Genomic DNA, 16163 nt, shown 5'->3' with positions numbered 1-16163 from the left:
GGCATGGTCAATGAGAAAAGTGCTGTTCGCTATAAAGAGCTCTTCAATATGTCTAATATCTCCTGTTTTTTTCTCCTTGACACCTCAAAGGTATGTTGGTTGGCCATGGTCAATATACAGGGCTCTCCTTTACTATATTTGATAATGAAATCTAGATTAACAATCGCACTTTTGCTGATGCGAATGAATGAGGATTGTGGCCCGAGATATTCTTCAAATTCTTTTAACATTCTGGTAACCGTGTAAGCGTCATGTTGTTGTGTAGCTATTTTGCAGTAATTTCCATCAGCCTCTATATACAGTACCTCGCTAAGGTTAATCATATAAACGCTATCCCTTACATGTACGGCAATTTTACGAGGACTTTGTTGTCGGTCTAGGCTTTCAAGCAGGTTGCTAATTCTAGTTTCATATTCCCATTTGGTGCCGATTCTATCGGTCGCTTTATAGATGGCTAGTTTCAGTTCTTCTGTATCTATGGGCTTGAGCAGATAATCAAGGGCATTGAATTTTATAGCAGTTAAGGAGTATTGCTCGTAACTGGTAACGAAAATCACTTCGAAGTTTATCTTTTCATACTGCTCTAAAACAGAAAAACCATTTTTTCCGGCCATCTGTATATCAAGAAATACCAGGTGGGGTTGAAAGCGATCGATAAGTTTGCAAGCTGTATCGGCATCGGCTGCTTCACCTACAATAAACAAATTAGGTGCGTGTATATGTATGAGTTGAGCAAGTACTTCACGTCCATCTTGCTCGTCATCAACAATTAGTGCACTAATCTTATCTTTCATCTCTATATGATCAATATATCCCTTCATTAGTCAATTCTATGGTCATGTGCTGTATAGTCGTAGGATAGGGAAAGTGTAATGTCTACTTTCGTTCCTTGTTCCAAATCGGTAATTTTTATTTTAAAGTTTCCATTAGGGAAAATATCCTGTAAAGTATTCAATCGTTCCTCGGTTAATATCATGCCTGCAGAAACATAGTTCTTTTCTTTCCTGAAGGCAGTCGCCCTTTCCCGGCCAATGCCATTATCTTTAATTGAAATTAAAAGTTCATCACCTATATTTTGGATATCTATATGTAGCTCCCCCCGTCTTTCCCCCTTTAGGTTCATTAAACCATGCCATATGGCATTTTCTACATAGGGCTGAATTAGCATGGTAGGTAGAAATATGGTTTGGGTATTTAGTATTGGAGCGATAACTAACCTATATTCAAAAATATCTTTGAAGCGGAGTTTCTCCAGCTCGATATAGAGCGTAAGCGTATCTATTTCTTCTTTAAGGGTAATGGCTTTTTCTGCCGATTGGCGAAGAACCAGTCTGATTAAACGACTGAATTTGGTCAGGTAGCTCTGCGCAGCCTCCGACTGGTTTTTTAGAATGTAGTTTTGTATACTATTGATGGCATTAAAAATGAAATGGGGGTTCATCCTGGCTTGAAGTGCAGATAGTTTGCTTTGTGCAATGAGGGTGTTAATTCTTGTTTTCTCTCGTTCCCTCTGCTTTATCCGTTCAATTTGTAATTTTCTCATAAACCAGATAATGATGAATAACAATAGTAGGCACAGACTTAAAAACCACCAGGTTTGCCAAAATGGAGGTATAATCTCGATGTTTAACAAATAAGGGCTTAAACTTTTTATCCCATCATTATTCAGCGCATAAACAGTAAGGACATACTTATCAGGCTTTAAGTTCTGTAGTACTATTTGATTACCTTCTACGGTTGTAAAAGGTTGATTCTGCTTAATCCGATAGATGAGATGTTGTTTGTTGTTTTTGTAGGCAAGTATATTAAAATCTAGGCTTAGGCTATTGTCTTTATGTAACAAACTAATGGATTGTTGCTTAGCAGATAGTAATGTAGTATGGGTTGATATTTTTGCAAGAGAGAAAGTAGGCGGGATCGCATTGATTAATGAAATGTTTATGGGAAAACGGCCTAAACCCTTAGGCGTAGAAAGAAACAGTTGATTTTGGTAAATGGCCAATTTATATATTTCATTGGAAGGTAGGCCATTACTATCTTGAAAATGTTGCACTTTATACCCTTTGTTGTTTTTTTGGAGGCTTATGATGCCCAAGTTGCTGGCTATCCAAATTTTTCCTAGAGAGTCTACATCTATATCGTAAAATACATCAGTGGGTAAATTTAATTCCCGATCCATACGGTTGAACTGGCCGTTTTGATATTGATAGAGTCCATCGCCTTTGCTGGTTATCCATATTCCATTTTTATGGGTAGGCAGTATTTTAGTGACAGCACGTTCTATGCCGGGTATCCGATGGTGTTTTTGACTTTTTATATTTACGGTATACAAGCCATTTGCACAACCATAAATAAGGGTGTTGCTATCTAGGTATTGGATACATTTTCCTGAAGATCTAATGAGGGTGAAAAACGAGGCTGTATTTTTATCATGCCTAAGAATTTTGTTGTAGGTGATGGAAAAAATGGTTTTGGTCGTGTCGCTTGTACTTTCATATATGGCATCTGCCTTATAATTGTCATTGTAACTCCAATTCGAAGGCCTAACGTTTTTAAAATCTGTACTTGATGTGAGCATTGTACTATTTTGACCAATTACATATTTTCCTTCATTAAAAAATAGATGATGTATTTGTTTCCCGAGTTGTTTACTGGTACTGTAAAAGGTGTCGTTTGGTCCATAGGTCATTAATCCGCTCTGTGCAGTCGAAACAAATAGTTTATCCCCTACTTTTTTAAGCAAGTTAGGGGGGCTAACAAAGGTTGTTTTATTGCTATACTGCACAATATATTTGGAGTTGGCAAAATAAACCCCATCTTCTAGGGTGGTGCACCATACATTTCCTTCCTTGTCTTGGTAGGTGCCAGATACAGATAAATTGCTTAGGCTAATCATTGGAGTGCTTGAAATATTGGCCTTTGGGTAGTAAAATACCCCATTTTTGATGGTGCCTACCCATAGCCCGCCATCTTTATCGGCATACAAGCTGATGATAGAAGCAGGCATTTCATAAATCTCATAACTTAATTCTGGGGTGACTTTTATGAGCTTATTATTGATGGTGAAAAAGTTTGATCCGTTGGCATGACAGCTGAGCACGCGCCAATGTATATCGTTAACGTTTTTTTGTAGAACATTAAACCTCAATTCATGTGTGCCATCCTTTACTAGAATATGGAAGCCAGTTTGATTGTTCTTTGCTTTGTTTAATCTGTTATATAGATAGTTGCTGTTTATAGGTAATAAAGTCTTTCCTAATTTTAGGAATACTAAATCCTCGTTCGCTGCTGTTTTTGAAATAGCTCTGGTAGTTTTTGTACGGATATCAATAGCATAAAGGTACCTAGTGGAATGAATATAGATTTCATTGTTAAAATAGGATAAGAGATAATTGATGTTTTTAGACTTTCCATTTGGTGTAAGCAGAGGAATTTTTAAGGGTATTTCTTTAAACTTATCATGACTATAATAAAGGACCCTATTTTTTGCCGTAGTTACCCATAGTTGTTTATAGTTATCCTCAAAAACCGCATATATGGCTTTTTCGGGTAAATTATCCTTTGCGGCAAAAACCTTGGAAGAAGAACCGTTATAACGGATCAGTCCCTGTTCTGAAGCCACCCAAATGTAACCTTTGCTGTCCTGCATTACATTGTAACATTCTGCCGATGGCAATGATAGCTTGCTGCTGACATTTTCAAAAATAAGCTCTTGGCTAAAAGCAGGGGCAAATGAAAATGGCAATAGGTACAATGACAATTTAAGCGTTGAAAAAGACATATTCCTGCAAAGTAATAAACGACTTTGGCTTGACCTCAGTTAAAATTTGATTTGTGCAAAAAAGTGGATAAACGGTAGTAGGCGGTCTTTCTAAATTATTTGTTTTGTTTCGATGAAATTGGTCACCTTATTCACTTCAAAATCAATGATTATGATTAAAAATCTATTTTCAACGCGCTATATCAAATACTTTTCTGTCTGGTTGTTTGCCTGCTTTATATACTTGCTTTTTAGTAACCAAGCGATGTCTCAAACACTTGCACAAGGAGACGTATCTATCATAGGGTTTAGTGCAAATGCACCAAAGGGCATTGCTTTTGTTGTTTGGAAGGATATTTTGGCAGGGACCAAGGTTTTTTTTTCTGAAAATGGGTATAACTCTACAAATCCATCAACAGGCAATACGGTGAGATGGAGGAAGCCCTATGGGTATTGGGAAAATACAAGTGGAAATACAATTGCGGCAGGTACCGTCATTACTTTGCAAAATGAAACTGCGAGTATAGGAAGTTTTGATTTGTATGCGCCAAACTCCACAACTACTCCTACCAATTCCACTTTTTTTACTTTTGGCAATTCTAGTGGTGGACATATTTTTGCCTACTCCAATTTTACTTTGCCGTCATCCAATACTGCAAATGATTCTCAAAGTCTCACTGGCACGCTCTTATTTGGATTGGCTTATCAATCTACTAATGGAGGGGCAACGTGGCTGGTTAACGGCCCCGCCACAAGTTCTTCAAGTTGCAAACCATCTGATCTAACCAATAATATTTACATTTCGGGCAATGGCAATGCGGCCCAATACAAAGGTGCGAGAGAAGGAAAAACACCTGCTGAGTTTAGGGAACTGATAGCTGATGTAACTAATTGGGACATAAAAACAAGTAGTAGTACAATTGTGTTTACTACCACATCGTTTCCTGTAAATACAGCGCCAACTGTCACAACTGTAACGAATACAGGAAACTTGCAGATAGGAAAAACGCTAACGGGTAATTATACTTATACAGATGCTGAAAGCAATCCTGAAAGTGGGTCTTCTTTTAAGTGGTATCGTGCGGATAACGCTTTGGGATTAAATAAGGCCGCAATCGCTTCGGCTACGGGTAAAACCTATTTGTTGTCCATTGCTGATATGGGCAAGTATATCAGCTTTGAGGTAACGCCACGAGATGGTACCATTAATGGTACTGCCGTAGAAAGTGCATTAAGAGGTCCTGTCGTAGATCCTGTATTGCCGGTAGGTTTTGTGGGGCTTTCTGTTAAGGTACTTCATGGTAGTATCAAATTAGATTGGCAAACAACTTCGGAAAAGGAGAATGATAGGTTTGATGTCTACAGGAGCAGTGAAAATAAAGCCTTTGAAAAAATAGGAGAAGTACAGGGCAAAGGAACAACTTCTGGGGACAGTAGATATTCATTTATAGATAAAGCTCCACTAAATGGCGAAAACTACTATAAATTGGTACAGCTAGATTTGGATGGCAAACCAACAGAACTGGGTATCAAATCAGCAAATTTTAAACTTAAAGGCTCTATCTTAAATTTATATCCTAACCCAACAAAAGATAAAGTTGATTTAGGGTTTGAACCCAGAAAATATACTTCACTTAGTTTAAGTACCATAGAGGGTAGGGTGTTGGAAACAATAACGATTAAGCCTGAAGATACTGGTGCTGAATTAGATTTGAGGGCTTATCCAAATGGGGTGTATCTGATTAAGTTAATTGGAACTAAAGAAAGTATTTCTAAGAAGTTAATTAAGCAATAACCACACATTAACTTGTCATTTTTTAACCCTGTAGGCTTTGGCTTATAAGGTTTTTGTACAATAGTTCTATGGAGTTCTTTGCAAAAAGATCGTATTGAAAAGTAGGACAAACTAGGTTTTGGGTAGCATCTTGATGCTTCTCATCTCTATGTAAAACAACTTATATCATTCCTCCGTTATCTGTAAATCAATAGCTTTTGTGCTTTTAATTCGTTAATTTTGCAGGCTGTTTTAAAAATCGAGGACTGATAAATATATGAGCAAAAAACACGTTGACCTTGGCGAACAAAAAGATGTAGAAGTGTATGGAGCAAGGGTGCACAACCTTAAAAATATCGATGTTAGTTTTCCTCGTAACCAGTTGGTTGTTGTTACGGGTTTGAGTGGAAGTGGTAAATCATCTTTGGCATTCGACACCATTTATGCGGAAGGTCAACGTCGATACATGGAAACTTTTAGTGCTTATTCTCGTCAGTTTATGGGAGGTATGGAGCGTCCAGATGTAGATAAGGTTTCCGGTCTGAGCCCGGTTATTGCCATTGAACAGAAAACCACTAGTAAAAATCCGCGTTCTACCGTAGGTACCATTACGGAAATATACGACTTTATGCGTCTACTCTATGCACGTGTTGCCGATGCCTTTTCGTATAATACAGGGGAACGTATGGAGCGTATGAGTGAAGATCAGATTTTGAATAATATCTATAAAAGGTTTGATCATGCTGCGGTCAATATCCTGGCACCAGTGGTAAAGGGCCGAAAAGGACATTATCGAGAATTATTTGAACAGATACGCAAACAAGGTTATATAAAGGTTCGGGTTGATGGTGAAATAAAGGACCTTGCCCCTAAAATGCAGGTAGACCGTTATAAGATCCACGATATCGAGATTGTGGTAGATCGCCTCCTTATAGATAAAAAAGACCATAAACGCTTATTGGATAGCATACAAACAGCTATGCGTTTAGGTAAGGGGGTAATAAAGATCAGTGATAAAGATAACAATGTAGCCCATTTTAGTAAGTTTTTGATGTGCCCAACTACGGGTATTTCTTATGATGAGCCTCAGCCAAATAGCTTCTCGTTCAACTCTCCTTATGGAGCGTGTGAAACCTGTGATGGACTAGGCTATATCTTTGTGGTAGACAAGCATTCGGTGATGCCGAATATGAAATTAAGCATCATGAATGGTGGATTGGCGCCTTTGGGCGAATACCGGGATATTTGGATGTTTCAGGTATTAAAGGCATTGGCCAAAAAATATAATTTTTCTTTATCCACACCATTGGAAAAATTGGGAGATGAAAACATTAATCTCATCTTAAACGGAGCACCTGACCTGTTAAGTGTAGCTGTAGAATACAACAAATGGAATGTACAGAATTACCAGGTAACCTTTGATGGGATCATTAAACTGTTGGAAGAACAGCAAGAGAAAAGGGGCGATGGTGCCGCAGATGATATGGAAACCTTCCGTAAGCTACAGACCTGCCCCGAGTGTCATGGAGCGCGGTTAAAAAAAGAAAGCTTACATTTCAAGGTAGATGGTAAGAACATCTTCGAACTGGCAGAAATGGATATTTCAAGTTTGCAGAAATGGTTTGATGGCGTAGAAGAAAGATTGAGTGAGCGCCAAAATACCATTGCTAAAGAAATACTTAAAGAAATTAGGGCCCGTATTAGTTTCTTACTGGATGTGGGCCTAAACTACCTGACTTTAGATCGTACTTCGCGCACTCTTTCTGGGGGAGAGGCACAGCGTATTCGTTTGGCTACGCAGATCGGTTCGCAATTAATGAATGTCATGTATATTTTGGATGAACCTAGCATAGGACTGCACCAAAGAGACAATGAACGCTTGATTACGGCCCTGAAAAACCTTCGCGACCTGGGCAATACCGTTCTAGTGGTAGAACATGATAAGGATATGATTTTAGAAGCAGATTATGTGATCGATATTGGTCCAGCTGCAGGTGTACATGGTGGTCAGGTAGTGGCAGAGGGGAAACCTGCAGATATTCTAAAGTCGAATACACTTACGGCAGCCTATCTCAATGGTAAAAAAGGTATCGAAGTGCCTAAAAAACGTAGAGAGGGGAACGGGCATAAACTGTCTATTATTAAAGCTGCGGGACATAATTTAAAGGAAGTTTCGGTAGATTTTCCTTTAGGAAAATTTATTGCAGTTACAGGTGTTTCTGGAAGTGGTAAATCAAGTTTGATTACCGAAACTTTATATCCGATATTGAACCATCATTTCTTTAGGGCGAAGAAAACCCCATTGGCTTACGAGAAAATAATGGGCCTAAAAGAAATTGATAAAGTGATAGAGATAGATCAGGCCCCCATAGGTCGTACACCAAGATCTAATCCCTCAACATATACAGGTGTTTTTTCTGATATCCGTAATTTATTTGTGCAATTGCCAGAAGCTAAAATTCGTGGTTATAAACCTGGCCGTTTTTCTTTCAATGTAAAAGGTGGCCGTTGTGAAACCTGTCAGGGAGCCGGTATGAAGGTAATAGAAATGAACTTTTTGCCAGATGTACAAGTGCCCTGTGAAGAATGTGGAGGTAGAAGATATAATCGTGAAACCTTAGAGGTTCGTTATAAAGGTAAGTCCATTAGCGATGTGCTGGACATGAGTATTGAGGATGCCTGTCATTTCTTTGAACATATGCCATCCATCTACCGTAAAATTAAAACCATGAACGATGTAGGTTTGGGCTATATTCGTTTGGGACAGGCCTCTACTACGCTATCTGGTGGCGAAGCCCAACGGGTGAAATTGGCTACGGAACTTTCTAAAAAAGATACTGGAAAGACTTTTTATATTTTGGACGAACCTACCACAGGTTTACATTTCGAGGATATCAATGTATTGCTGGGCGTATTGAATGAATTGGTAGAGAAGGGCAATACGGTTTTGGTGATCGAACATAACTTAGACGTGGTAAAGGTTGCCGACTGGGTCATCGATTTGGGCGAAGAAGGTGGAGCAGGTGGTGGCAGGGTTATTTTCGAGGGTACCCCAGAGGGCCTTATAGAAAGCCCAATCAGTTTAACTGGTAAGTTTTTGAAAAAAGAGATGGAGTAAGTGCTCCATCCCTTTTAATTTGTCGAAATAACATAGCAGGAGACTTTTATTGACGAGAGTGTATAAGATGCATAAGAAAGGTATTTTCATTAACTTTACTTTATGCAAAATCTGCTTACCTCTGCCCAGATTAAAGACGTAGATGCTTATACCATCGAACATCAGCCTATAGCTTCTATTGATTTAATGGAACAAGCCGCAAAAGCTTTTGTAAAAGTTTTTGTGAAGGAATTTCCAGTGCATAGTACGCCAATAATGGTGATCTGTGGCCAAGGGAACAATGGTGGTGATGGTTTGGCAATTGCCAGACGATTGGCAGATCATGGTTATTCAGGGCTGTCTATATTTTTGGGAACTTTCTCGGAAAAGTCCTCTGAAGATTACCAACAAAATCTAGAGCGATTAAAGACTGGAAAATACCATATCCCTTTCATTTACGATCTTGAGCATTTGTTGATTTCGGAAGGCGATGTGGTGATCGATGCCTTGTTGGGCGCTGGATTGAATAAACCACTTGGAGGAAAGTATGCCCAAGTTGCCGATATAGTCAATGCCGCTAAAGCATGTGTGGTTGCGGTAGATGTGCCAACAGGATTGAATAGTGAAGGGGTTATTGGGCTAGAGTATAATGGCATTAAGTCCGACTTGACCATCAGCTTTCAGCTGCCCAAACTTAATTTCTTTTTTCCGGAGAGTGTTAAAGCCATAAGGCGCTTTAAGGTAGTGCCTATTGGATTGGATGAAGCATATATCCAAGGTTTATCCAGTCCTTGGAAATTAATATCGGAAGCATTTATTAAACAGGTGATGAAACTCCGGGAAAACTTTAGCCATAAAGGCACTTATGGACATGCTTTGATTGTGGCGGGTAATGAAAACACGATGGGCGCAGCCTTATTGGCTTGCGGAGCATGCTTACAAACTGGCGCTGGTTTAACTACGGCTTATCTACCGCAAAGTGGATTAGTGGCATTAAATACCCGTTTGCCAGAAGTGATGGCCCTGTCTAGAGATAAACATCTGGAGGTAGCAACTTTTGAGAAATTCACGGCTATTGCCATTGGCCCGGGTTTGGGACATGACGATGAACAGGTAAGACTATTAGAAAAGCTATTGTCGTTGAATAGACCCTTGGTTATCGATGCGGATGGTTTAAACATATTGGGGCAAAAAAAAGAGTTATTGGAAAGATTGCCCCAAAAAAGTATTTTAACCCCACATGTGAAAGAGTTCGATAGACTATTTGGTTTGCATAATCATTGGTGGGACAGGGTACAAAGGGCCAGAAATGAGGCTCGAGAAAGACATATCGTCATTTTATTGAAAAACCGATATACCTTTGTGTGTTTACCAAATGGTGAAGTCCATATTAACCCAACAGGAAATCCGGCGATGGCTTCTGGTGGAATGGGAGATGTGCTTACGGGTATCATTACTGCTTTAATAGCACAGTCTTATACCGTAGAAGATGCCGCCATTTTGGCCGCTTATTTACATGGTAGCGCCGGAGATGAGCTAGCGAAAAAAAAGTATGTGGTCACGGCTTCTTCGTTGATCAAAAAAATACCTGCTCGACTAAGCTATTTTGTTTCTGATAGATAGTCGGTGAAACGAAATTACACGTGAATTATTGTTGCGTTAATTTCGTTACAATTATTTTTTTTAGACTAATTAGGCCTAAAATGTTGTTTTCAGGCTTTCTGTTGCATTTTTACGGGTAAATAGGTTGATTTTTTCCGAGAACGATTGCACAGTTTTTTCTTTCAAAGCCCAAAACTAATACTTAAATCTGTAATAGATTTTGGCGGAAAGACCATCAGCTTCATCTTTTGTAGGTAAGGTTCAGTGGCCAAAGTCTATTTAACCAAATTTTAAACCTAATTGTTATGAAAAAACGTGTACTTTTTTTCGCATGTCTTTGTACGCTCTTTTCTTTAGGGGCAAAAGCTCAAGCAGTGCAGCTATATCGTACTTCAAGTGAGAGTGCTGCGGCCACTGAATGGACTTATACTACATCTTCAGGAGGAGATAAAATTACTTATCCCGCATCATTATCAACTTCAACAAGTAATCTTTGCGGTCTGGCAGGAAGGCGAGTACAGTTGAATAGCTTTGTGCTAACTGTAAAATCAACATCCATTTCTACAATTACAATTATGGCACAGTCTTCTGGAGGTACTTCGAGCAGATATTTAGGAACTATAAAGGTAAATGGAATAGAGTTGGAAAGGGATGTTGACTTTACAACAACTTCTACCATTTACGGGCAAGATTGCTCAACTAGCTCTTTAGTAATAAGTGGATTAAGTATTCCCAAAAATACAGAAGGCACTAATATTGAACTTACTTTTGTGGCAAATGCAAATGGTACAGGGAGTCTGCAAAATATAAATCTGTCCGTAATTACTTTGACAACAAACTCTTCACTCCCTCTCGACCTTCTTTCTTTCTCTGCCAAACCAGACGCAATGGGTAAAACCGTTAACATAAGCTGGAAAACTGCCAATGAGGTGAATACCCAAGATTTTGTGGTGGAAAGAAGAAGTGATGATACCGAATTTAAGGCAATAGAGGTGGTGCAAAGTAAAAACATTACTGGTACCCATAATTATACCTATATCGATAAAAATCCACTAGCAGGTACTTCTTATTACCGTTTAAAACAAACAGATATAAATGGTGAATTTACTTATAGCGCTATCGTAGATGTCAAATTAAAAGGCCTTAGCTTAAGTTTACACCCTAATCCGGTAGGCAATGAACTGGTCGTCAATCATGAATATGTTCAAAAAACGGCTGCCGTAAAGGTTGTCGGTTTAGATGGAAAAAGCTTACTTCAGACCAATAGTTCTATAGGTACAACTTCTACCATAGTAAATGTATCGGCTTTGCCAAAGGGTACTTATGTATTGGTTTACGATGCCAATGGTAAACCACAATCTCAAAAGTTTATTAAAAAGTAAGATCTAGTTAACCGTATTACTAGGTGTTTTTAACTGCTTTTTCAGGTGGTATGGAGATCCTATTGCCCAATAGAAATTAAAAATATAATGAAAATAAAATTATTATTACTGACCATTTGCCTGTTTTTTGGGTTAGAAAATTTATTGCAGGCACAAACCATAACTTTTGACAGTCAGGGGAAATATGTTTATGATTTCCAGCAAACCTCACTTCCAGCGGGTCTTTCTTCTAATGGAACGCTCTCGCCAACTAAAGCTGCAGATGGGGTATGCTCTAAAGGAATGGTTCAAATTAATTCCAGTACACAATATTTGGAAGTCAACCTGCCTAGCTGTAGTGTTTTCAAAGTAAATATGAAAAGCACGGCTTCTTCTACCAGAACGGTAACGGTAAGCTATAGCACTAATAATGGAACATCTTTTCAAAATATAGCTACGACTTTAAGTGTAAATACTGCTGCAGAGTTTGATTTAACCAGTCAAACGGCTTTTCAGGTATTGAAGAGCACAGGGAATATCATTATTCGCTTAATGGCTACATCGGGCAATACACAAATACACGATTTGTATGTAGAAAGTAACATTGCTTCTATCAGTTCCGATACCGAGATCACGGCATTTAAGCTTGCAGGCCAAATAGGAACAGAGGTAATAGATTACGCTGCGGGAACCATTAAGCTAAATGTAGCTACGGGAACTAATCTTAGTGGCGTAGCACCTACAACTTTTACATTATCTTCGGGTGCAACAGTGAGCCCATTGGCCTCGGCTGCACAAAATTTTTCAAATGAGAACCCAGTAATTTATACCGTAAGGGCCCAAGATGGGACGACTACAAAATTATGGACGGTTACTGTGAAGTCTGTCCTGTCATCAGAAAAAGAAATTATCGCTTTTAAGCTTACTAATGATCAGATTGGTAATGCCTCCATCAATAGTGCTACGGGGCAAATACTGGTCACTATGCCTATAGGAATAAACTTGTCGGCATTAACTCCCATCACCTTTCAGCTCTCGGCTTCCGCTACTGCGAGTCCAGCAGGAAACCTCGCCGCAAATTTTACTGCACCAGTAAATTATACGGTCACGGCACAAAATGGGACAAGCAAACAATGGACGGTAACGGTTGTAATAGTAGATCCTAACCTGACTTTTACAGCCTATCAGGCTGAAAATGCAGATTATACCGGTAAGGTAGATAACCAACATGCCAATTATACCGGTACAGGATTCATTGATTTTTTAGCAGAGGGGGAAAACCAGATCACTTTTACGGTATGTAATCAACAGGCAGGAGCTCAAACGGCAAAGTTTAGGTATTCCTTGGCCAAAGATGAAAACCGTTCTGCTGCTTTGTATGTGAACGACGTTTTTGTTCAGAATGTAGATTTTCCAAGAACAGCAACCTTTACCGATTGGGCAGAAGCCATAGTGGCGGTAAACCTATCGGCAGGTGTAAATAAAATTAAGCTGACATGGGAGCTTACCGATGGCCCAAATCTAGACAAAATGGATTTGTCTGGTGCACAATGTGCATCATATACACTTAATGTAAGTGCTACCAATAGTGGTACGGTAGCTTTAACACCGGTGAGGGCTAACAATAGTTATTTTTCTGGGGAAACAGTTACGCTCTTGGCAGAAGAAAAACCGGCCCTAAAGTTAGATAATTGGTCGGGCGATTTGACCGGAAGTACCAACCCTCAATCATTGACCATGAACAGTAATAAAACTGTGGTAGCTAATTTCAGGGTGATCAGTACCTACAAAATCAATGTGAGTACGGTTGGAATTGGGTCGGTGACTTTAAATCCTGCAGGAGGGGAATATCCGGAGGGTACTGTAGTGACCGTCACAGCGGCATCAGTACTGGGCTCAACGTTTCAAGGTTGGAGTGGTAACTTGACAGGGAATAACCTCACACAAACCATTACGGTAGATGGTAATAAGAATATCACTGCAACTTTTACGGATAACCTTAATATCGATTTCAAAAAAGTAGTTGGATTTGCATCGGTAACTGCCGATGGCTTTGCTGGTCCAACCACGGGTGGAGAGGCCGTAGTAGCTGGTTTTCCAGCGAAGACAGTTTATATTAACGGACCTTCAGAGTTTAATAAACTTTGTGAAATCCTGTATCAGCGCATCAGATATAAATTTATGGATAAGAGTCCACTTACCATTGTTTTGGAACCTGGAGTTTATACCGATGTGGCAAGTAATGGTTTTAGTGTTTGGGGCAACCATATGCTAACCATTCAGGAACAAGAGAACTTGACCATTATTGGAAGAAAAAATGTGGTTTTGAATTTTGGGTTCAATATCAAGCGTTCCTCAAATATCATTATCAGAAATATCTCTTTTCAAGATTATTACGATGATGGTATCAACATAGGAGAAACCGAAACGCACCATGTTTGGATAGATCATTGTACCGTAGGGCACCCTACTACCAGGCCAGCTAATACCGAACATCCCGATGGAGGCATTGATATCAAGAATGGGGCAAGTTATGTAACGGTTTCTTGGACGCTCTACAGGAATAGCTGGAAAACAGGCTTGGTCGGCCACTCAGATAGCAATGGAGCTACGGATAACGGTCGACTAAAAGTAACCTATTTTGGTAATTATTTTTATAATACCAATTCAAGGAATCCAAGGGTAAGATTTGGAGAGGTACATGTGCTAAATAACCTAGAGGAGAAAGTAGCGCTATATGGTATAGCGGCTTCTAACAACTCATCTGTTTATGCAGAAGGAAACTTCTTCCTTAATACAAGGTGGCCAATGTATGGTGATCGGCTATCAGCAGATTTCAAGGCAATTTATGGTAATAATAACGATGACACCTTTACCTCTAAAACGGGAAATAAACCTGCAACAGGTTTAAAACAGGTAAATAATGAATATGATGATAGTGGTTTATCGGTAATCACTGCTCAAATTAATCCTGCTATGCTAAATCCGGGTGGTAGGTCTATTAAATTCGACGAACTAAATCCAAATGTTGTATTTACACCTTCGAATTATTATCAATACGATGCCCTGCCTGCTGCAGTAGTAAGGGTAATTGTACCTATTTATGCAGGTGCAGATAAGGTAGAGTGGTTTCCTGCAAATCCACTTCCTTTAGATCTGTTGGCATTTGATGCCAAACTTTCTGGTACATCATCTGCCAAAGAAGTAAGGGTAACCTGGAAAACCGCTAATGAACAAAATACAGAAAAGTTTGAAGTATTGCGTAGAGGAGAAAATACAGATTTTGTAGTGGTCAATAATCAGATCGCTAAAAATGTAGCGGGTATACATGAATATGGTTTTAATGACCGCACGCCATTTACAGGTAATTCTTATTATCAGCTTAAACAATATGATAAAGATGGCAAGTTTACCTTAAGCGAAGTAAAAGCAATAAATATAACTTCATTCACCAAGGGATTAAGCGCTTACCCAAATCCAACGGAGGGTATTGTTAATGTAGAACATACAGTACTGCAACAGGCAGGGTTGGCGATGGTATATGATGCCCAAGGACAGAAAAAAGCAACAATAGCTATAGCAAAGGGACAAAGTGTTACCCATGTAGATCTATCAAATATGCCTAAAGGTTTTTATATCATTAAACTAGAGATTAATGGTAAAACCGATCAGATAAAAGTGATCAGGAAATAGATGGGAAATGCAAATGGATGATGTGGGGGTGATAATATATTACCGTTCTAATAATTAAAAATATTAACGATAGATAAAATGAAATCGGTCATGATTAGATAATTATTTTAATCATGGTAAGCTCCATCTGACCCTTAAAAACAAATTAATACGGATGAAACCGTTATGATTTACAAAGAACCTCAAGGCTAATGAGAACTAATGAAGATAATAACTAATACGAATAATCAAACAGTGGAATGAATAAATCATGACAGCTTCATCACCCTTAAAAACAAATTAATACAGATGAAACATTTAATTAAAATTAAAATCATTTTTACGCTCATTGCCACATTGTGCATAGTTTATGCGAAAGGCCAATATAATGTTGTAGTGGCGAAAGATGGTACTGGTAACTATACAACTATACAGGATGCTGTAACTGCAGCCCCAAGCACTTCCACTAGTCCATATAGAATACTGATTAAGAAGGGGATCTATAAGGAAAACCTTACCATAGCTAAAAAATTTATACAGTTTATTGGCGAAGATGTAGCAAAAACCATCATCACTTATGACAATTATAATGGTAAGGCAATGCCTGGTGGTGGTACTTATGGTACGGCAAATTCGGCATCGGTTATTATCAATTCAGATGATTTTAGCAGTGCGAATATTACTTATGAAAATTCAACTGGAGATGCGCCGCAGGCACTTGCCATTAATGTTAGTGGAGATAGGGCTTCTTTTAAGAATTGTAGATTTTTAGGAGGACAGGACACGTTCTTGGGCTATAACTCTAAATATCCACAATCCTTGTACAAATGCTATATAGAAGGAGTGGTAGATTTTATTTTCGGAAATTCGAAGACTGTCTTTGATGAATGTGTCATC

8 protein-coding genes are annotated in these 16163 nt (G+C 38.8%); 6 read left to right on the top strand and 2 right to left on the bottom strand.

Annotated features, from left to right (window positions below):
* Nucleotides 1-29 precede the first annotated feature (29 nt).
* Both JHD79_RS16980 and JHD79_RS16975 read right to left on the bottom strand, forming a co-directional pair.
* Nucleotides 30-821: a LytTR family DNA-binding domain-containing protein gene (locus JHD79_RS16980; protein ID WP_199120496.1), complete on the bottom strand. Its 792-nt coding sequence runs from the start codon at nucleotides 819-821 to the stop codon at nucleotides 30-32.
* Nucleotides 821-3781 (bottom strand): histidine kinase, encoded by a 2961-nt coding sequence (locus JHD79_RS16975; protein ID WP_199120495.1) that lies wholly within the window; start codon nucleotides 3779-3781, stop codon nucleotides 821-823. Before JHD79_RS16975 ends, JHD79_RS16980 begins: the two co-directional genes overlap by 1 nt.
* A 244-nt stretch (nucleotides 3782-4025) precedes the next feature.
* Here JHD79_RS16975 and JHD79_RS16970 point away from each other — a divergent pair, with 244 nt between their 5' ends.
* From JHD79_RS16970 to JHD79_RS16945, 6 genes are all read left to right on the top strand, one after another.
* Entirely contained in the window at nucleotides 4026-5555 is a 1530-nt protein-coding gene (locus tag JHD79_RS16970) for a T9SS type A sorting domain-containing protein (protein WP_199120494.1), read from the top strand.
* A gap of 256 nt (nucleotides 5556-5811) precedes the next feature.
* On the top strand, nucleotides 5812-8652 hold the full coding sequence (gene uvrA, locus JHD79_RS16965; protein WP_199120493.1) for an excinuclease ABC subunit UvrA: 2841 nt from the start codon (nucleotides 5812-5814) through the stop codon (nucleotides 8650-8652).
* A gap of 102 nt (nucleotides 8653-8754) precedes the next feature.
* Entirely contained in the window at nucleotides 8755-10254 is a 1500-nt protein-coding gene (locus JHD79_RS16960) for an NAD(P)H-hydrate dehydratase (RefSeq protein WP_199120492.1), read from the top strand.
* 284 nt (nucleotides 10255-10538) lie between these two features.
* Nucleotides 10539-11615 carry a T9SS type A sorting domain-containing protein gene (locus tag JHD79_RS16955; RefSeq protein ID WP_199120491.1) on the top strand — a complete coding sequence of 359 codons (1077 nt, stop codon included), beginning with the start codon at nucleotides 10539-10541 and terminating at the stop codon, nucleotides 11613-11615.
* A gap of 87 nt (nucleotides 11616-11702) precedes the next feature.
* Nucleotides 11703-15287, top strand: coding sequence for a T9SS type A sorting domain-containing protein (locus JHD79_RS16950; RefSeq protein ID WP_199120490.1), 3585 nt, complete (start codon nucleotides 11703-11705; stop codon nucleotides 15285-15287).
* Nucleotides 15288-15575: 288 nt separating this feature from the next.
* Nucleotides 15576-16163: pectinesterase family protein (locus tag JHD79_RS16945; protein WP_233164764.1), on the top strand; the 588-nt coding region annotated here is incomplete at its 3' end.

The sequence above is a fragment of the Pedobacter sp. ASV28 genome (assembly GCF_016428855.1).
In the GTDB taxonomy this organism is placed as follows: domain Bacteria; phylum Bacteroidota; class Bacteroidia; order Sphingobacteriales; family Sphingobacteriaceae; genus Pedobacter.
Note: the sequence above shows the minus strand (reverse complement) of the source record. Positions and strands in the feature narration are given on the sequence as shown.